This window comes from Gracilimonas sp., assembly GCF_014762685.1.
Classification (GTDB): domain Bacteria; phylum Bacteroidota; class Rhodothermia; order Balneolales; family Balneolaceae; genus Gracilimonas.
Genome location: NZ_JABURM010000005.1, coordinates 1063653 through 1081466, shown reverse-complemented (window position 1 = coordinate 1081466; position 17814 = coordinate 1063653). Strand labels below are relative to the sequence as shown.

Below are 17814 nucleotides of genomic sequence, written 5' to 3'. Positions count from 1 at the left end.
CTATCTATTATGAAAAAACTGATATTTATATTTTTTGGGATCTTACCACTCACTCTTTTTGCTCAACAGCAGCCTGATTTGTCTTTCACGTTTTCGATTGAAGAACCTGCCTATGAGAAAGGTGAGGGGCCGGAATTATGTATAGATTCGGCCCATAATAATTTTCATACCCTGGAAGGGGGATTTGCACCGTTTGCACAAGTTATGGAAGCGGATGGATATAGCCTCAAAGATGTTAATTCTTCGTTAAATGAAGTGGATCAACTGGGAGCATGTGATGTATTTATTATTGTTAATCCGCTTCATGAAAGTAATTTGGGAAACTGGATACTCCCAAATCCCTCTGCATTTTCCAGACAAGAGATTGCGAATTTGAATAAGTGGGTGAAGGAGGGCGGTTCTTTATTCCTGATTGCAGACCATATGCCGTTTGCGGGGGCTGCCTATGATTTGGGTAATTCCTTTGGATTCAGATTCCGAAACGGGTTTGCAACGCTGGCTAAAGAAAACAACCAACCGGATTTGTTTACTTTAGAGAATGGCCGCTTGTTGGAAAGTCCTGTTTCAGGTACCGACATAACCAGTGTAACCACTTTCACCGGTTCTGCTTTTACGTATCCGGAAGAGGCTATTCCTGTTCTTGTATTTAAGAGGGGAGACTTCAGCCTGGAACCTGAAGTAGCCTGGCAGTTTGATGAAGATACCAAAACAGTAGAATTGGGGAATTATACACAGGGAGCCATTATGGAATATGGTGCTGGAAAACTAGCGGTATTTGGAGAAGCGGCCATGTTCACGGCTCAAACAGTTCAGACTCAGCAAGGTGAATTCAAAGTGGGCTTAAATAATCAAGAGTTAGCTCCTCAGAATCTTCAATTCTTGCTGAATATTATTCACTGGCTCGATGACGCAGATTGATTATCTACCAGCCAATCCTTCCTTTATCCTTATCTTTAATAAGCTCGTTCCTGGTTTTTTCAGGATCCTCAGGCATCACGAAGCCGGGAGGTGGGTCAAAAGCATCATATTTCCAGAAAGCGTCTTCATCAGCTGTTACGTTATTGATAAAAGTACCCACTATTGGCAGGGCTGAACGCGCACCCTGGCCAATACTATAAGACAGCTCCTGATTGAAACGAACCCTTCGGTCTTTACCTCCAACCCAAGCACCCATTACCACATGCGGCATCATGGCCACAAACCAGTTATCAGCAGCATTGTTGGTGGTTCCTGTTTTACCGGCCACATCCTGACGAACTCCATATACATTTCTCAAACGAACGCCGGTTCCATGATAACCGTCTCCGCCTCTAATAACTCCGCGCAGCATATCCGTAATAATATAAGCAGTTTCAGGACTTATGACTTCCGAGGTATATTCGGGGTGAAATTCTTGCAAAATATTTCCTTCTTTATCTTCAATCCGGGTTATAGCAATAGGCTCAATATGAACTCCGGCGTTTGCGAATGTCGTATAAGCACTTGTAAGTTCAAGCAAAGAAACTTCTGCGGTACCCAAAGCTATGGAAGGGTAGGCTGGTGTTAAACTCATATCAATGCCCAGATTGGAAGCCATTTGTTTAATTTTTCGGGCAGCAGGGTCCAATTCCCACAACTTATTGGTACCCGGAGCACCTGCTATTTCAGGCAATAAACGAACCGTAACATTATTCATACTTCTTGCCAGGGCCTCTCGTAAAGAAACATCCACGGGGCCGTCATGAACGGTTTGATCTTTAGGGTTCCAAATGTCACCTTTTCGATCTCTAAAAGTAACGGGGAATTTAGAAAATTTATGGTATGGTTTATATCCGTTGTCTATAGCTACAGCATATACGAAAGGTTTAAAAGTAGATCCTGCTTGTCTTCGGGATTGATATACGTGATCGTATTGTACATTACCATAATCAGTGCCGCCAACCCAGGCCAAAACATTTCCATTTGCGGGTTCAATGGCTACAAAGCCTGCCTCCAGGCGTGTTCGGGCTCTTTTTACGGAATCAATGAAAGTGGGTTTGGCAAATAAGGAATCGAAAACTACTTTCTCAATCTTGGTATCATATTTCGCAAAGCCGTTTTTATACTCATCGGTTTCCCGGATGAAACTTCTCAGGAACATGGGATATTCGTCCCACAATTTATCCATGTATTCATCACTGCCTGAAGAAGTCCACTCCGCTTCAAATATATTTTGCAGGGAATCCAGTTTTGTTTTTACCGCTCTTTCTGCATGTTTCTGGAGCTTAGAATCGATGGTGGTATAGATAACCAATCCATCTTTATATAGGTCATACCCATTTTCTTCTGCCCAAGGCTGTACTTGTTGTCGCACATACTCACCAAAATAACGGCTTTGGCGACCTGTTTTGAAAGGAGGATGATAGTCTAATTCAATAGGTTGTTCCGTTAAGGCGATATATTCATTATCAGTCAGGAAGTTTCGTTTATGCATTTGGCCCAATACAATGTTCCTTCTTGCCTTGGATCTTTCAGGATTGATTCGGGGATTATAAGTATAAATCGCTTTAAGGGACCCGATCATAACTGCGGCTTCCGGAACGGTTAGTTCTTTGGCAGGTTTTCCAAAATGGGTTTGAGCAGCTGCCTCAATACCAAAAGTTGAGTTTGGAAACTCTACGGTATTCATATACATCTCAACAATCTCTCGTTTCGTATATCTGCGTTCGAGTTGAACAGCTGTGATCATTTCACGAAACTTCCGGGTAACAGAGAATTCCTGTCCAATCTTCTTGTATAAGTTACGCGCCAGCTGCTGGCTTATGGTGGAAGCTCCCTGCCAGCGCCCGTTCATTAAATGCCAGGGGATTGCCAGGGTTCTGAACATATCCATACCCCAATGATTGTAGAAACGGTGATCTTCGGTCGCAACCAAAGCATCAATCACATGAGGAGAAATATCTTCGTAACGAACCCATTTTCTGTTTTCTGTAAAATATTTATCAAGAGTAACCCCATCACGGCTTCGAACTTCTGAAGCTATTGCTGTTTCCGGATTTTCAAACTCATCAGCTGAAGGGAGCCCCATAAATAAATATACTACATAGCTGAGAACAACAAGAAGCACTATTCCTGTTGCACTTCCAATCCATTTTAAAGCTGTTCGTACTTGTTGATTTCTTAATAATTGACTAAAGGGGTAAGAACTAACAGAATCACTGTTACTTTTTTCTTTTCGTTCCTTAAGTATCTTCTTTCGGTATTCAGGATCGTTGAAATACCGCTGATGGTCAATGGGTTCTTTTTTGTCGTCACTCATAATCTTTATTTATTTCCGTCGAAAGGTATGAAATTTTTCGGAGCGGCTTTCCATTTAACGAGGTTAAGCCCTTCATTGTTGTATAAAGCTAATGTTCTATGATTAAAAAACGCACCCAGGTTTATATAACTCCCGGGCGAAAATGTTTCTATGCGGGGTACATGGTCATGTCCACATATAATGTAATCCAGATCATGCTTTTCAAAAATCTTTTCAGCTTGGCGATTTAGTGGTTCAGGATCGTAATTATTTTTTCTGCGGGTAATGGAGGAAAACATTTTCATGGCAGAAATACCCTGTTCAGGCGGTAGAATTTTTTGATAGGTACTTACAAATTTCCGATTTCTCAGCAATTTATGGAATGCAGCTCGCGGGAAATTAATTTTATTGCCGGCTACACCATCTCCGTGCATTAATAAAAAACGTTTACTTCCAATAGTTTTAAGTCTAAAGTTTGACTCGATATCAAATCCACGTTCTTTAAAATGACCGAAAGTCCAATTATCATGATTTCCGGTAATAAATAAGGCAGGAGCAACAGATTTATTATAGTCTTCAAAAGCATCCAATACTTTTTTCCCTAATTTAGGAACGAATCCTTTTTCAGGGTATTCCATCCAATAGTCAAAAAGATCACCCAATATATTTATCTCAATACGTTCCTTCTTGCAGTACGCTATAAGCGTAATTAAATCTTGCTCAATAGCATTATTAGTATCTCGCGGAAACGCACCAAGGTGAACATCTGATATAAAAATATGCTGATCAAAGTTCATTTTAATTACTTTTTCCGGGTAATTACAAAATGAATAAGGTCGGCAAAATCTTGTTTTGCAGGTGAATCAGGTACAGCGTTTAAGCTGTCCAGAGCTTTATTTGCATAATCATACATCGCTTGTTTTGCATATTCCATACCTCCATTTTCATGAACAAAATCGACAATTTCATCCACGTTTTTAGAAGACTTTTTCCGTTTTTTCATAAGAGCCCTTATATGAGCCGATTTTCTTTTTGGCGCATGTTCAAAGGCTTTGATTAATGGAAGTGTAACTTTTCGTTCCTGGATGTCATTGCGTGTAGGTTTTCCAATATCGTATACTCCATAGTCAAACAGATCGTCCCGAATTTGAAATGCAATACCTATACACATGCCGATTTCTCGCATTAGGGAATGAATGTCTTCATCATCTGTGACCGAAACTGCTCCACACTCGCAACAGGTAGAAATAAGACTGGCGGTTTTTTCGGAGATGATCTGGAAATACCGGTCCTCCGTCATGTTAAAAAGCCCGGCTGTTTTGAGTTGTCGTAATTCTCCTTCACTCATTGCCTGAACAGCACGGGATTGAACCTCAAGTAATTTATGTTCCTTATTTTCCAGGGCAATTAATAATCCTTTTGATAAAAGATAATCACCTAGTAATACACCGGCTTTATTTTTCCAGATTTTATTAATACTGACAAATCCACGGCGGCTGTCAGCTTCATCCACCACATCATCATGAATTAATGTGGCTGTATGAAGCAATTCAATCATGGTAGCTGCGATGTAACTGCGGTTATTGATGTCCCCAAAAAGGTTGGCCGTCATAAATACAAGAGTGGGGCGCAGTTCCTTTCCTTTTTGTCGCAGAAGATAATTTATGATCTGATCAAGTAAGAAAACATCGGAGCGGATAGTATCTTTAAAAAAGGTTCTAAACTCCGATAAATTTTCCGAAACAGGAGCGGTAATTTCTTTAAGGGTTTTTCTGGTAACAGTTTCAGAATTTATCTGTTCTAACTCTTGGTTATGAATCATCAATTGTGTTGAAATTTTCTTAAACTTGGCCGTGTAATAATTTACTGATAATACGGAACAATTATTTACTCACAATTACTCACTCACACTCTCACTAAAAATTTATGACTAACAAAGTAGTTGATGTTGAAACGATCGGAGTTTTGACAAGCGGGGGAGATTCCCCAGGGATGAACGCAGCAATCCGAGCTGTTGTACGAGCTTCAGCTCAAGCCAATATTAAAGTATATGGTATTACTCACGGGTATTATGGTTTAATTAATGACGAAGTCCTTGAATTGGATACACACTCTGTTTCAAATATTATACAACGTGGTGGTACTATGTTGAAAACGGCCCGTTCGGATGAGTTTAGAACTGAAGAAGGCCGAAAAAAGGCTGCCAAGAACCTGAAAAAGTATGGAATAGATGCTTTAGTGGTGATTGGCGGGGACGGAACATTTACCGGGGGTAATAAATTAAGCAAGGAACATGATTTTAACGTGGTAGGAATTCCCGCCACCATTGATAATGACATCATAGGGACAGACGAAACGATCGGATATGATTCCGCTTTGAATACGGCCCTGGATGCAATAGACAAAATCAGGGATACTGCCGATGCCCATGAGCGAATGTTTCTTGTAGAGGTAATGGGCAGAGATACCGGCTTTATTGCCCTTGAAACCGGAATAGCCAGTGGTGCTGAATTAGCACTTCTGCCTGAAGAACTTACTCATGTAGAAGATGTTAAAAAGCAATTGCACGAAATGCTTAAATCTCAAAGACGCAGTAGTCTCGTGATTGTTGCAGAAGGAGATGAAACCGGAGGTGCTATTAAACTCGCTGAAAATATCAAAGAAGATTTTGCACAGTATGATACACGGGTGTGTATTTTAGGGCATATTCAGCGAGGCGGAGCCCCTTCAGCCAGAGACCGTGTTCTGGCCAGTCGTTTGGGGGCTGCGGCTGTCAAGGTATTGCAAGAAGGCCATAGTCAAGTAATGGTTGGGGTGGTAAACAATGCTTTAAAAATAACACCAATGCACGTTGCCATTTCTAAGAAAAAACAAATTGACCATACATTAGTAGATTTAGCTAAGATTTTAAGGTAGAAGATGATTAAATGTGATATTAGGTTTGCTCGCAAGTTTATTAAAGATGAATCTTATTTAAGAGCACGTAAAAAATCAGATACTGGACTTGAGCAATTAAAAAAGAAAACAGGCCCCGGGTCTGAATGGTTAGGGTGGCGAGATATATTGGCTGAACCTAATGATGCTGAATTAGAACAAATCGGTTCTTTGGGCGAAGAAATAAGGGCTAAAGCAGATGTATTTGTTGTTTGCGGAATTGGTGGATCTTACCTGGGGGCAAAGGCAGTTATTGATGCGCTTTCCCCTCACTTCAGAAAAAAAGGTCCGGAAATTCTATACGCCGGACACCATCTTGGCGGAAAATATCTGGAGGAATTACTTGATTACTTGAAATCTCCCAAAGAAGATGGCTCTCCAAAAAATATTTATCTGAATGTAATATCAAAGTCCGGCTCTACTTTAGAGACAGCTCTTTCCTTTCGCATGATCCGGGAATTGCTGGAAGAGTTATATGGGGAGGAAGCTTCTGAGCGCATTATTTGTACAACCAGTAAAGCAGGGGGAGTGTTAAATAAGCTTATTCCTCAAAAGGGATACAGAAAGTTTATTATTCCTGACAATGTTGGTGGTCGGTTCTCAGTACTGACTCCGGTGGGCTTGCTGCCTATTTCAGTTGCCGGGATAGATATCCGTACATTATTTTATGGTGCCGTATCTGCCTATAATGAATATGAAAATAATGCAGATGACTTATTAGAATATGCCGCACTCAGAAATGCGATTCATGAATCTGGAAAAACCATTGATGTTTTTGCTACATTTGAACCGGAATTGTCTTCGATGGGTGGTTGGATACAACAGTTGCTGGGTGAAAGTGAAGGGAAAGAAGGAAAAGGAATATTCCCTGCGGTGGCTACATTTTCAACAGATCTGCATAGCCTTGGCCAATTTATTCAACAGGGGCAACGCAGTTTAATGGAAACCTTTCTTATTGTAGAAAAACCATTTTCTCAATTGTCGGTAAATAACCTGGAAGAAAATGATGACCAGTTAAATTATTTAGCAGGAAAATCTTTCCATGAAATAAATACCAAGGCAAGAGAGGGGACTATGGAAGCGCATAGTGAAGGTGATGTTCCCATTGTCAGGATTTCTATGAAAGCTCTTAATGCTGAAAATATTGGACATCTCATTTATTTTTTCGAGCTTTTGACAGGAATATTTGTGTATAGTTTAGGAGTAAACCCTTTTAATCAACCCGGGGTTGAAGACTACAAAAAAGCCATGTATCGTTTACTGGGTAAATAATTAAATCATTTATGGATCAGGAAAAAAGAACTTCAAAATATATTGCGGTAGCAGGTAACATAGGTGCCGGAAAATCATCACTTACGGGTTTACTTGCCAAACATTTTAATTGGGAAGCCTTTTATGAGTCGGTGGATGATAACCCGTACTTACAAGATTTTTATGAAGACATGAGGCGCTGGAGTTTTAATCTACAGATTTACTTTTTATCCAGTCGTTTTCGTCATCAAAAAGAAATGTTAAATGATGATGTAAACCTGATCCAGGATCGAACGATCTATGAAGACGTGGAGATTTTTGCGAAGAACCTCCATGAGATGAATTTAATGAGCGACCGTGATTTTGAAAACTACGAAGCTTTATTTCATGAAATGAGCCACTATCTCCGTCCGCCCGATTTACTCGTCTATTTACGTGCACAAGTTCCCACACTTGTGAGGCAGATTCAACAGCGGGGAAGAGATTACGAAAACACAATTCGTATCGAATATTTGGAGCGATTAAATAAGTTGTATGAAGATTGGATTGGGCGCTATGCCCATGAGAAACTCATTATTGATACTGATGACCTTGATTTTGTGAATAATCAGGAAGATTTAGGAAAGGTAATAGACTTGATTGATCAACGAATGTTTGGGTTATTTAATTGATTGAACCACAGAAGTATAATGCTTATTTTAGGTAGCTATTGAGGAGATGTTCTATGCTAAAATTTAAGATCTTTGAAATACCTGAAGAACAAAGTGAGAAAACCGTTGAATTGGGCTCGGATGAGCTTGATTTGGAAGGACTCACTTTTAAAGGCGGTTTAGTTCATATAGAATTTTACCGCACACTTCATTTTGTACGAACTCAGTTTACTGTCGATGCCACCGTTGAATTGATTTGTGATCGTTCATTGGAAGCTTTTGATTATGAAGTTCAGCAAGATTATGAAGTGCTTTTTAAGGCAGAAGAAGTCGAAGAATCAGCAGATGAAAATGGAGCCGTAAGAAATTACGATCATGCATCTAAGCAAATAGATTTAGAGCAAGATGTGAGAGATACCATTTTGCTGAATCTCCCAACAAAAAAATTACATCCCCGCTTTCTGGATCATGAAGGAAATCCTAAGGAAGTACTGAATGAACAATTCGGTGATATTCCTGAAGATGATGAAGAACACATTGATCCTAGGTGGGAAAAATTGAAAGATTTAAAAGAATAACGATAAGGTATATTTAATGGCACATCCAAAACGAAGAACCTCGAATGCGCGTAAAAATAAGCGTCGTGCTCATCACGCTATCTCTGATGTTACGTTAGCAAAATGCTCTAACTGTGGAGCATTGCACCGCTATCACCATGCCTGCTCCGAGTGTGGGTACTACCGCGGCCGCCAGGTAATGAAAGCAACTAACTAAATATTTGATATATGATTGTTGCAGTTGATGCAGCCGGTGGAGATTTCTACCCAAAAAATCCAGTTGAAGGAGCAATTCAGGCTACAGAGGAAAACAGCGATTTGACTGTTATCTTAGTGGGCCCTGAAGATATTGTTAAAAAAGAACTCGCTAATCATGATTATGATAAAAAGCGGATTTTGATACATGATGCCCCTCAGGTTATTGGCATGGATGAGACTCCGGCTCAAGCGGTTAAAACCAAGCAGCAGTCATCAATAGTTGTAGGGATTGGCCTTCATAAGGCCGGTAAATGTGATGCTTTTGTAAGTGCCGGGAATACCGGTGCTTTACTTGCTGCATCCATGTTTATTTTGGGTAAGCTGAAAGGCGTGCTTCGTCCCACCATCGCATCTTATTATCCGACAATAAAAGGTTTCCGGCTGTTGGTTGATGCAGGCGCAAATTTAGAGATAAAGCCTGAAACAGCTATTCAATTTGCGAAAATGGCGGAAATATATTGTGAGCAAATCCTCAAGATTGATACTCCTAAAGTGGGATTACTAAATGTTGGGGAAGAAGAAGGAAAAGGCACGGACCTGTTAAAGGAAATTTTTGCCACGCTCAAAGATGATGCAAATTTCATCGGTAATGTAGAAGGCAAAGATATATTATCAGGAAAGGCCGATGTTTACCTTTGTGACGGATTGGTTGGTAATATTGTGCTGAAGTTCGGAGAATCCATTCCGGACATCCTTCAGAAAATGATAGGCGCGGCAATAAAAGACATGGATTTATCTCCTGACGAAATTCAAAATATCCAAAAAGTACTCCATACTGCTTTATCACCTTTTAACTATGAAAATGTTGGTGGTATTCCTTTCTTAGGCGTAAATGGCGTGAGTATTGTAGGACACGGCGGAAGCTCTCCTTTAGCCATTAAAAATATGATTAAAAGTGCCGTTCAAACTGTTGAACACGACGTTAACGGCAAAATTGTAGCATCTCTAAACTGAGCTAAATCTTTTCATGGAAGTAAAAAGAGCAAAAATTACAGCGGTCGGGCATTATTTACCCGAAGACCGTATGACCAATAAAGATCTTGAAAAACTGGTGGACACCAATGATGAATGGATACGTTCTCGAACGGGTATCGAGGAACGCAGAGTTCTAAAAGATCCAGATAAAGCCACTGCTTTTATGGGTGCTGAAGCGGCCAAAGAAGTACTGGAACAGCGTGGTATATCAGCGGAAGAAATTGATTTGATTATCCTTGCAACCGTTACCCCGGATTATTTTTTCCCGGCAACGGCTTGTCTTGTTCAGCAAAAAATAGGAGCTAAAAATGCTTTTGCTTTCGATTTATCGGCTGCTTGCTCCGGATTTTTATATGGGTTAAGTACCGGAGCCATGTACATTGAATCGGGGAGAGCCAAAAAAGTATTGGTCATCGGCACCGATAAGATGAGCTCCATTATTGACTTTAAAGATCGTACTACCTGTATTTTGTTTGGTGATGGTGCAGGTGCTGTTTTACTTGAAGAATCAGAGGATGGGACCGGGATCATTGATCAAAAGCACTGTGTTGAGGGTGATACAGAATGTAGTTTGTATCAACCCGCAGGAGGAAGCCGTAATCCGGCTACTGAAGAAACAGTGAAAAATGGGTTGCATTACCTTCAGCAAGATGGCCGTGCAGTATTTAAAAAAGCCACAATGGGAATGGCCGACGTTTCTTTAGAAATTATGGAGCGTAATAACCTTGAGCCGGAAGATGTAGCATGGTTGGTTCCTCATCAGGCTAATTTGAGGATAATTGATGCCACTGCTCGCAGAATGGGGCTTTCCAATGAAAAAGTGATGATAAACATCAATAAATACGGAAACACCACTGCTGCAACAATACCGCTATGTTTGTATGACTGGAAAGATAAATTGAATCATGGCGAGAATATAGTATTGGCCGCTTTTGGAGGTGGATTTACCTGGGGTGCTATCTACTTAACGTGGGGGATGAAGTAAGATGAGTAACGCTTATTTGTTTCCTGGACAAGGCTCACAATTTGTAGGAATGGGAAAGGAGTTATTTGACTCTAACCCTGAAGCTGCAGAGTATTTTAATAAGGCTAATGAAATTCTTGGGTTTGATCTTAAAGAGATCATGTTTGAGGGGCCTGAAGAAAAACTGAAACAAACAGAATTTACACAACCGTCTATTTTCCTTCATTCGGTTGCACTATTTAAAACCCTGAATGCTAAAACGGATATGGTTGCGGGGCATAGCTTGGGTGAATTTTCTGCTTTGGTGGCTTGTGGTGCAGTATCCTTTCAAGATGCTCTCAAGATTGTTCGACGCAGAGGAGAACTGATGCAAAAAGCAGGGACAGATAACCCTGGGACAATGGCTGCTGTAATTGGTATGGATGATGAAGCCGTAGAAAAGGTTTGTGAGCAAGCCTCTGCAGAAACCAGCAAAGAAGTGGTAGCTGCTAATTACAATTGTCCGGGACAATTGGTCATTTCCGGATACAAAGAAGCAGTGGAAAAAGCGGTAGAGTTGGCAAAAGAAAATGGTGCTCGTATGGCTATGTTATTGCCGGTAAGCGGGGCATTCCATTCTACCTTGATGCAACCCGCGTATGATGGGCTGAAAAATCAATTGGAGCAACTCAATATTGAAACCCCAGATTGCCCTATATATAGTAATTATACAGCTGAGCCCACTACAAATCCGGAAGAAATCAGATCGAATTTACTTAATCAGCTGTTGAATCCGGTACGCTGGACTCAAACCTTGAATAATATGAATGCTAATGGCGCGGATTCTTTTGTAGAAGTAGGGCCCGGCAAAGTATTGCAAGGATTGGTAAAGCGAACCTTAAAAGGCGTAGAAATCTCAGGACACCAATAAAGAAACAACTATGAGTTTATCGTTAGAAGGAAAGACCTGTTTAGTAACCGGAGGAAGCCGGGGAATTGGACGCGCAATTGCGCTCAAGCTCGCTGACTTTGGAGCGGATGTAGCCATTACCTATGCGCGTTCAGCCGATGCGGCGGAAGAAGTAAAAGCCGAGATCGAAAAAAGAGGACAAAAAAGTAAGGCATTACAAGCTGATGCCGTCAGTTTAGAACGTGCTGAAGAAGTGATAAATGAGGTTGTTAATGATTGGGGCAAACTGGACGTAATTGTAAATAATGCAGGTATTACCAAAGACAACCTTATACTCAGAATGAGTGAAGATCAATGGGATGACGTGATTACTACAAATTTAAAGAGCGTTTTTAATTACTCAAAAGCTGCTGCCAAGCCCATGATGAGAAATCGTGGAGGATCTATTATCAATATAAGCTCTGTGGTCGGCATTTCCGGAAATGCCGGACAGAGCAATTACGCAGCATCAAAGGCCGGGATTATCGGATTTACAAAATCATATGCAAAAGAACTCGCATCCAGAAATATTCGTGCAAATGTAATAGCTCCGGGATATATTCTCACCGACATGACAGGTGAATTGGATGAAAAAGTTTTAGAAGGAATTAAATCAGAAACGCCATTGGGTAGGGCAGGGGAAGCTGATGAAGTAGCTGATGCTGTTGTATTCCTTTCATCCGACATGAGTTCGTATATTACCGGCGAAGTTATTCGCGTAGATGGCGGGATGGCAATGTAATTGTCTATATTGCAGAAGCTAGACTGAATTTTTAAGTTGAAAACACTTATTTTATCAAAATTATAACTACCAACTAATCACTGAAAAAGGACACAATATGTCACAAGACGTAGAATCAAAAGTAAAAGCTATCATAGTAGATAAACTTGGTGTAGATGAATCAGAAGTAGCAGCAGATGCTAACTTTACCAATGACCTTGGAGCTGATTCTCTGGATACCGTAGAATTAATTATGGAATTCGAAAAAGAATTCGATCTTAGCATTCCGGATGAAGACGCGGAAAATATTGCCACAGTAGGGGACGCAGTTACCTACCTATCCGGAAAATTATCCTAATTTAATACTTATAAAAAATTACTTATGAGCACTCGCAGAGTTGTTGTTACGGGTATCGGTGCTTTTACCCCAATTGGTAAAAGTGCGCCAGACTTTTGGAACGGTTTAGTTTCAGGGAAAAGCGGTGTTCGCTTAGTCGAACATTTCGATACGACTGACTTCGCCACAAAATTTGCTGCTCAGATTGAGGGCTACGAACCCACTGATTATTTCGATCGCAAAGAAGCCAGGAGGCTTGATAAGGTTGCACAATATGCCCTTATTGCTTCCGGTGAAGCTATCGAAGACAGTAAACTTGATCTGGATAAAATTGATAAAGATGAAGTTGCTGTATTGGTGGGTACCGGGATTGGCGGGATGGAAACATTCTATGAACAATCAGTATCATTTCATGAGCATGGTCCAAGAGGAGTATCTCCTTTCTTTATTCCAATGCTCATTCCTGATATTGTATCCGGGCAAATATCTATTAAATATGGTTTCAGAGGTCCTAATTTCTGTGCAGTTTCTGCATGTGCCACCGGGTCTCATAATATTGGCCTTGCATATGATTCCATTCGTTACGGACAGGCAGATTATGCTGTAGCCGGAGGTACCGAAGCACCTGTAACACGCATCGGGATATCAGGTTTTAACAGCATGAAGGCCATGTCTACAAGGAATGATTCACCGGAAACAGCCTCGAGGCCATTCGATAAGGATCGAGATGGTTTTGTGCTGGGAGAAGGGGCCGGAATCTTTATACTGGAAAGTTTGGATTCTGCACTTGAACGTGGTGCTCGTATTTATGGTGAAATCAAAGGATATGGTTTTTCAGCAGATGCGTATCACATTACTGCTCCTGATCCTGATGGAAATGGCGTTACATTGGCTATGACCAGAGCTATGAAGGCAGCGGGAATAGAACCGGAAGATGTTGATCATATTAATATGCATGGTACCTCAACTCCGCTGGGAGATATTGCTGAAACCAATACGATCAAAAAGGTTTTTGGAGAACATTCAAAGACTTTAAACCTGAACTCAACTAAGAGTATGCATGGCCATACTCTTGGGGCGGCCGGGGCAATTGAGTCTATAGCTACATTGCTTTCCATTTACCATGGTATGGTACCGCCTACTATTAATATTGAGAATCAGGACCCGGAGTGTGATTTAAATTACACTGCAAATGAAGCTGTTGTTCGTGATGTCAAATATGCTTTGAATAATGCTTTTGGTTTTGGCGGCCATAATTCCACCTTAGTGTTTAATAAATACAAGGATTAATATTTATGCCGCAATGGTTTAGATCACTTTTCAGTAAAAAGAAGAAGTCAGATCTTAGCCCTGAACTTAAAAGCAGAATTGAGAATCTCGAGAGGATCGTTGGTTTGCAAATCGACGATCCTTCTTTGTTTCTAAAAGCCTTGCGCCATCGTTCCACGCTCTCTCAGGAGCAGTATGAAACTTATGATTCATATGAAAGACTCGAGTTTTTGGGTGATGCTGTTTTGGATTTGATTGCAGCTGAAATACTTTTCAATGATTATCCGGAAAAGGATGAAGGTTTTTTAACCAAAGTAAGAGCAAAACTTGTAAGAGGAGACACACTTTCTTCTTTTTCAAAAGAATTGGGCCTTGAGGAGTTAATGGAATTAGGGGAGAGAAATGGCGGTGGAAAAATATCTAAAAGCATTCTGGCCGATGCGTTTGAATCTATTATTGCTGCTATTTATATAACCAAAGGATACCGGCAAGCCTACCAATTTGTGGACCGCGTAATTAAGAACAACCTGGTAATTGAAGAATTAATAAACACCGTTGATAATTACAAAAGTGTTCTTCTTGAATATGCACAGGCTCAAAAAATGTCCATACCACAGTATGAATTAATCAGTGAAAGCGGTCCCGGCCATAACCGAACTTTTCTGGTAAAAGTGATGATTGGGGAAAATGAATATGGTCAGGGTAAGGGTAAGAGTAAGAAAAAGGCTGAGCAAAGAGCTGCTAAACAAGCCCTGAAAAAGCTAAAGGCCTGAAATACATTTTAGTGTGCTCTCGGAAGAGTAAAAGTCCTAACTTTTCTCTAAAACTCATTTCTAAAACTTGTTTTTTGCGGGATTAACTCCGATTCTTAGCCCCATCTGCAAGGGTAATATTATCATTGGAAAACCATGTTTGTTCAACTCATAAAACCTGAATTTGAAGAGCTTATTGAAGCCAAGGACTGGGTGGCCCTCAAAGAGGTGTTGAATGATGTTCCGTCGGCAGATATAGCTGATTTATTGCTTGAACTACCCGGTGAAATTGCCATTGTCGTTTTTCGTTTGCTCAAGAAACCCATTGCCGCTGATGTTTTTGCAGAGCTTCCCTCTTCAAAAGGTGTTGAATTATTAGAACTATTCAACAAGCAACAGTTGAGTGATGTAATGGGAAATCTGGAGCCCGATGAACAGGTTTCTATTCTCGAGGAACTACCCGGCCACCTTACCCAAAGGGTGATGAACTCCATCAACAGGGAAGATCAAAAGCAGTTAAAGAAATTACTGGGCTATCCTGAAGAGAGTGTGGGTCGTTTGATGACGCCCAGATATGTTAAAGTGAAGTCGGACTGGACTATAAAACACAGTATGGAGCATATCCGGAAATTCGGCGAAACCGCGGAAACCATCAATGTTATTTATGTGGTGGATGACAAAGAACACCTGATTGATGACTTGCGTATTACCCACCTGATTCTTGCTAATCAGGACGATCCCATTGAGACCTTGATGGACCGGTCTTTTGAAGCTCTTACGGTAAATGATGACCAGGAAGAAGCCGTAAAAATGTTGGCTAAATATGACCGTGTAGCACTTCCGGTGGTAGATTCTGATGGGGTTTTAGTCGGGATTGTGACCGCTGATGATATCATAGATGTAGCAGAAGAAGAGACGACTGAGGATATGCAGAAAATGGCCGGTATGGATGCCCTGGACGATTATTATTCTCAAACTTCTATCTTTGATATTGTTAAAAAGCGGCTTTGGTGGCTTGTTATTCTTTTTGTTGGGCAGATTCTAACAGCGATTGCCATGGGCGGATATGAGGAAATTCTTCAAAAAGTAGTGGCTCTTTCTTTCTTCGTTCCCTTAATTATCTCCAGTGGCGGTAACTCCGGTTCACAGGCGGCAACCCTGGTAATCCGAGCTTTGGCTACGGATGACATCAAACTGGAAGATTGGAAAAAAGTTTTTTCAAGAGAATTTACATCCGGATTGATGCTGGGAGGGCTTATAGGCTTGTTGGGTTTCATCACCTTAATTACATGGGATCTTATTGGTGGGCAGATGCTTAGCAGTACAGTAATCTTGACTGCTGCAGTAATTGGTTTAAGTTTGTTCGCCATTGTACTTTTTGGAAATTTTACAGGAGCAATGTTGCCTTTTGTCCTTTCAAAATTAAATATTGACCCTGCGGTGTCTTCCGCTCCATTTGTTGCAACAATAGTGGATGTAAGCGGAATCATTATCTATTTTAGTATAGCAATTTTACTTTTAAGCGGAACAGTACTTTAAAAGCACAAAAGATTTAAATGAAAGCATATCACGATCTTGTAAAAAGTGTACTTGAAAATGGAGTAAGAAAAGAAAACCGGACCGGCACGGATACGATTTCTAATTTTGCCGAATTTTATAAAGTGGATCTTTCAGAAGGGTTCCCTTTGCTAACTACAAAAAAAGTATTCTTTCGTTCTGTGATTTTGGAGATGCTTTGGTATCTGAGGGGAGAGGATCATATCAGGTGGCTTCGTGACGAAAAAGATTGTCACATTTGGGATGCATGGGCAGATGAAGATGGATATGTAGGTCCAATTTATCCCGTGCTCTGGAGAAAATTTCCATATTTTGAAAAAGAATCGGTCAGATTTGAAGGAAATGGGTCCGCTATCGACAAAGATGTATGGGTCAGGAAGGAATTTGATCAGGTTCGCAGAGCTATTGATATGCTTAAAACGAATCCAAACAGCCGTCGCATTGTAGTTAGTGCATGGCATCCCGGATTGCTGGAGGAAATGGGACTGCCGCCTTGTCACATTATGTATATATTTAACGTGGCAGACGGAAAGCTGAATTGTCATCTTACTCAGCGATCCGGAGATATTGCATTAGGTATTCCGTTTAACCTGGCTTGTTACTCTGCTTTAACAATGGCCATAGCACAGGAAGTTGGTTTGGAACCCGGAACTTTTGCTCACACTATTGTAGATGCACATATTTATGTCAATCATGTTGAAGGCTTAAAAGAGCAGCTCACCCGAAAGCCCAAAGCATTGCCTACACTTAAAATAGCTAATAAACCTGTTGATGAGTTAACCTTTGAAGACTTTACTCTTGAAAACTATGATCCGGATCCGGTTATCAAGTTTGAGGTTGCAGTATGATTATTACGCTTATAGCAGCTCATGATCCTAATTTGGTAATTGGTAAAGAAGGCGGTCTCCCGTGGCGCTATCCTGAAGATCTAAAGCATTTCAAAAATACAACATTAGGTAATCCTATTATTATGGGTAGAGGGGTTTTTGAAGAGCTTAATGAAATTCCGCTACCCGATCGTCGTAATATTGTATTGTCAAGAACACAAGAGTACGATAATGTGGAATCCTTCTCTTCTTTGGAGGATGCTTTCGAAGCTTTAGGTCAGGAAGAGGAGGTGTTTATTATTGGGGGTGGTGTTTTGTATCGGCAGTCGATTGATATTGCCGATAAGCTTATCATTACGGAAATACATAAGGAGTATGAGGGCGATACGTTTTTTCCGGAATATAGAGATGATATAGGAACGACGTGGAAAGAGCAGTCAAGAGAGGATCATAAAGAGCTTTCTTTTGTGGTCTATGAGCGAATGTAGTCAGAATTTACAATTATTAATTAGGAAACATTAACCTGTAATACGCCTATTCATTTAATAATTTTGGGGGTATCATTTACACTACTCGTA

The 17814-nt window shown here is 40.6% G+C and carries 19 protein-coding genes; 16 read left to right on the top strand and 3 right to left on the bottom strand.

Translation table 11 applies throughout. The features are described 5' to 3' along the window. Nucleotides 1–9 precede the first annotated feature (9 nt). Nucleotides 10–918 carry a DUF4350 domain-containing protein gene (locus HUJ22_RS04935; protein WP_290874760.1) on the top strand — a complete coding sequence of 303 codons (909 nt, stop codon included), beginning with the start codon at nucleotides 10–12 and terminating at the stop codon, nucleotides 916–918. Between the two features lie 4 nt (nucleotides 919–922). On the opposite strand, the gene HUJ22_RS04930 is transcribed toward HUJ22_RS04935, so the two are convergent. The 3 genes from HUJ22_RS04930 to HUJ22_RS04920 are packed head-to-tail and all read right to left on the bottom strand — an operon-like array spanning nucleotide 923 to nucleotide 5078. Then, entirely contained in the window at nucleotides 923–3277 is a 2355-nt protein-coding gene (locus HUJ22_RS04930; RefSeq protein WP_290874757.1) for a transglycosylase domain-containing protein, read from the bottom strand. A 5-nt stretch (nucleotides 3278–3282) separates the two neighbouring features. Beyond that, a complete protein-coding gene (locus HUJ22_RS04925) occupies nucleotides 3283–4053 on the bottom strand; it encodes a metallophosphoesterase (protein WP_290874753.1) in 771 nt (256 codons plus the stop codon). 5 nt (nucleotides 4054–4058) lie between these two features. Then, on the bottom strand, nucleotides 4059–5078 hold the full coding sequence (locus HUJ22_RS04920) for a polyprenyl synthetase family protein (protein ID WP_290874750.1): 1020 nt from the start codon (nucleotides 5076–5078) through the stop codon (nucleotides 4059–4061). 104 nt (nucleotides 5079–5182) lie between these two features. Between HUJ22_RS04920 and pfkA the strand changes: the two genes are divergently transcribed. The 15 genes from pfkA to HUJ22_RS04845 all read left to right on the top strand — a co-directional run bounded on the left by pfkA (nucleotide 5183) and on the right by HUJ22_RS04845 (nucleotide 17724). Next, complete coding sequence (gene pfkA, locus HUJ22_RS04915; protein ID WP_290874747.1) at nucleotides 5183–6172, top strand: 6-phosphofructokinase; 990 nt, start codon at nucleotides 5183–5185, stop codon at nucleotides 6170–6172. A 3-nt stretch (nucleotides 6173–6175) separates the two neighbouring features. After that, complete coding sequence (locus tag HUJ22_RS04910) at nucleotides 6176–7462, top strand: glucose-6-phosphate isomerase (RefSeq protein ID WP_290874743.1); 1287 nt, start codon at nucleotides 6176–6178, stop codon at nucleotides 7460–7462. 11 nt (nucleotides 7463–7473) lie between these two features. Then, a complete protein-coding gene (locus HUJ22_RS04905; protein ID WP_290874739.1) occupies nucleotides 7474–8112 on the top strand; it encodes a deoxynucleoside kinase in 639 nt (212 codons plus the stop codon). 53 nt (nucleotides 8113–8165) lie between these two features. After that, a complete protein-coding gene (locus HUJ22_RS04900; protein ID WP_290874736.1) occupies nucleotides 8166–8669 on the top strand; it encodes a DUF177 domain-containing protein in 504 nt (167 codons plus the stop codon). A gap of 16 nt (nucleotides 8670–8685) precedes the next feature. Continuing rightward, nucleotides 8686–8865 (top strand): 50S ribosomal protein L32, encoded by a 180-nt coding sequence (gene rpmF, locus HUJ22_RS04895; RefSeq protein WP_290874733.1) that lies wholly within the window; start codon nucleotides 8686–8688, stop codon nucleotides 8863–8865. 11 nt (nucleotides 8866–8876) lie between these two features. Further along, nucleotides 8877–9860 (top strand): phosphate acyltransferase PlsX, encoded by a 984-nt coding sequence (gene plsX / locus HUJ22_RS04890; protein WP_290874730.1) that lies wholly within the window; start codon nucleotides 8877–8879, stop codon nucleotides 9858–9860. A 13-nt stretch (nucleotides 9861–9873) separates the two neighbouring features. Beyond that, nucleotides 9874–10866: a beta-ketoacyl-ACP synthase III gene (locus HUJ22_RS04885; protein ID WP_290874727.1), complete on the top strand. Its 993-nt coding sequence runs from the start codon at nucleotides 9874–9876 to the stop codon at nucleotides 10864–10866. A 1-nt stretch (nucleotide 10867) separates the two neighbouring features. Then, a complete protein-coding gene (gene fabD / locus HUJ22_RS04880) occupies nucleotides 10868–11755 on the top strand; it encodes an ACP S-malonyltransferase (protein ID WP_290874724.1) in 888 nt (295 codons plus the stop codon). Between the two features lie 10 nt (nucleotides 11756–11765). Further along, nucleotides 11766–12515, top strand: coding sequence for a 3-oxoacyl-[acyl-carrier-protein] reductase (fabG, locus tag HUJ22_RS04875; protein ID WP_290874721.1), 750 nt, complete (start codon nucleotides 11766–11768; stop codon nucleotides 12513–12515). A gap of 97 nt (nucleotides 12516–12612) precedes the next feature. Further along, on the top strand, nucleotides 12613–12852 hold the full coding sequence (locus HUJ22_RS04870) for an acyl carrier protein (RefSeq protein ID WP_290874718.1): 240 nt from the start codon (nucleotides 12613–12615) through the stop codon (nucleotides 12850–12852). A 24-nt stretch (nucleotides 12853–12876) separates the two neighbouring features. Next, on the top strand, nucleotides 12877–14121 hold the full coding sequence (fabF, locus tag HUJ22_RS04865; RefSeq protein ID WP_290874715.1) for a beta-ketoacyl-ACP synthase II: 1245 nt from the start codon (nucleotides 12877–12879) through the stop codon (nucleotides 14119–14121). A 5-nt stretch (nucleotides 14122–14126) separates the two neighbouring features. Next, nucleotides 14127–14873: a ribonuclease III gene (gene rnc / locus HUJ22_RS04860; RefSeq protein WP_290874712.1), complete on the top strand. Its 747-nt coding sequence runs from the start codon at nucleotides 14127–14129 to the stop codon at nucleotides 14871–14873. Between the two features lie 135 nt (nucleotides 14874–15008). After that, the gene (gene mgtE, locus HUJ22_RS04855) at nucleotides 15009–16391 is read left to right on the top strand and encodes a magnesium transporter (protein ID WP_290874709.1); all 1383 of its coding nucleotides are present in this window, start codon (nucleotides 15009–15011) and stop codon (nucleotides 16389–16391) included. Between the two features lie 17 nt (nucleotides 16392–16408). After that, nucleotides 16409–17257 (top strand): thymidylate synthase, encoded by an 849-nt coding sequence (locus HUJ22_RS04850; protein WP_290874706.1) that lies wholly within the window; start codon nucleotides 16409–16411, stop codon nucleotides 17255–17257. Beyond that, entirely contained in the window at nucleotides 17254–17724 is a 471-nt protein-coding gene (locus tag HUJ22_RS04845) for a dihydrofolate reductase (protein WP_290874703.1), read from the top strand. The genes HUJ22_RS04850 and HUJ22_RS04845 overlap by 4 nt, the downstream gene beginning before the upstream one ends. Nucleotides 17725–17814: the final 90 nt, after the last annotated feature.

Bases quoted from the DNA above. Each gene is read 5' to 3' on its own strand.
- fabD (WP_290874724.1), top strand. From the start codon at position 10,868: ATGAGTAACGCTTATTTGTTTCCTGGACAAGGCTCACAATTTGTAGGA.
- mgtE (WP_290874709.1), top strand. From the start codon at position 15,009: ATGTTTGTTCAACTCATAAAACCTGAATTTGAAGAGCTTATTGAAGCC.
- rnc (WP_290874712.1), top strand. From the start codon at position 14,127: ATGCCGCAATGGTTTAGATCACTTTTCAGTAAAAAGAAGAAGTCAGAT.
- HUJ22_RS04900 (WP_290874736.1), top strand. From the start codon at position 8,166: ATGCTAAAATTTAAGATCTTTGAAATACCTGAAGAACAAAGTGAGAAA.
- HUJ22_RS04850 (WP_290874706.1), top strand. From the start codon at position 16,409: ATGAAAGCATATCACGATCTTGTAAAAAGTGTACTTGAAAATGGAGTA.
- HUJ22_RS04925 (WP_290874753.1), bottom strand. From the start codon at position 4,053: ATGAACTTTGATCAGCATATTTTTATATCAGATGTTCACCTTGGTGCG.
- HUJ22_RS04905 (WP_290874739.1), top strand. From the start codon at position 7,474: ATGGATCAGGAAAAAAGAACTTCAAAATATATTGCGGTAGCAGGTAAC.
- rpmF (WP_290874733.1), top strand. From the start codon at position 8,686: ATGGCACATCCAAAACGAAGAACCTCGAATGCGCGTAAAAATAAGCGT.
- HUJ22_RS04930 (WP_290874757.1), bottom strand. From the start codon at position 3,277: ATGAGTGACGACAAAAAAGAACCCATTGACCATCAGCGGTATTTCAAC.
- HUJ22_RS04845 (WP_290874703.1), top strand. From the start codon at position 17,254: ATGATTATTACGCTTATAGCAGCTCATGATCCTAATTTGGTAATTGGT.
- HUJ22_RS04870 (WP_290874718.1), top strand. From the start codon at position 12,613: ATGTCACAAGACGTAGAATCAAAAGTAAAAGCTATCATAGTAGATAAA.
- fabF (WP_290874715.1), top strand. From the start codon at position 12,877: ATGAGCACTCGCAGAGTTGTTGTTACGGGTATCGGTGCTTTTACCCCA.
- HUJ22_RS04885 (WP_290874727.1), top strand. From the start codon at position 9,874: ATGGAAGTAAAAAGAGCAAAAATTACAGCGGTCGGGCATTATTTACCC.
- HUJ22_RS04910 (WP_290874743.1), top strand. From the start codon at position 6,176: ATGATTAAATGTGATATTAGGTTTGCTCGCAAGTTTATTAAAGATGAA.
- HUJ22_RS04920 (WP_290874750.1), bottom strand. From the start codon at position 5,078: ATGATTCATAACCAAGAGTTAGAACAGATAAATTCTGAAACTGTTACC.
- HUJ22_RS04935 (WP_290874760.1), top strand. From the start codon at position 10: ATGAAAAAACTGATATTTATATTTTTTGGGATCTTACCACTCACTCTT.
- fabG (WP_290874721.1), top strand. From the start codon at position 11,766: ATGAGTTTATCGTTAGAAGGAAAGACCTGTTTAGTAACCGGAGGAAGC.
- plsX (WP_290874730.1), top strand. From the start codon at position 8,877: ATGATTGTTGCAGTTGATGCAGCCGGTGGAGATTTCTACCCAAAAAAT.
- pfkA (WP_290874747.1), top strand. From the start codon at position 5,183: ATGACTAACAAAGTAGTTGATGTTGAAACGATCGGAGTTTTGACAAGC.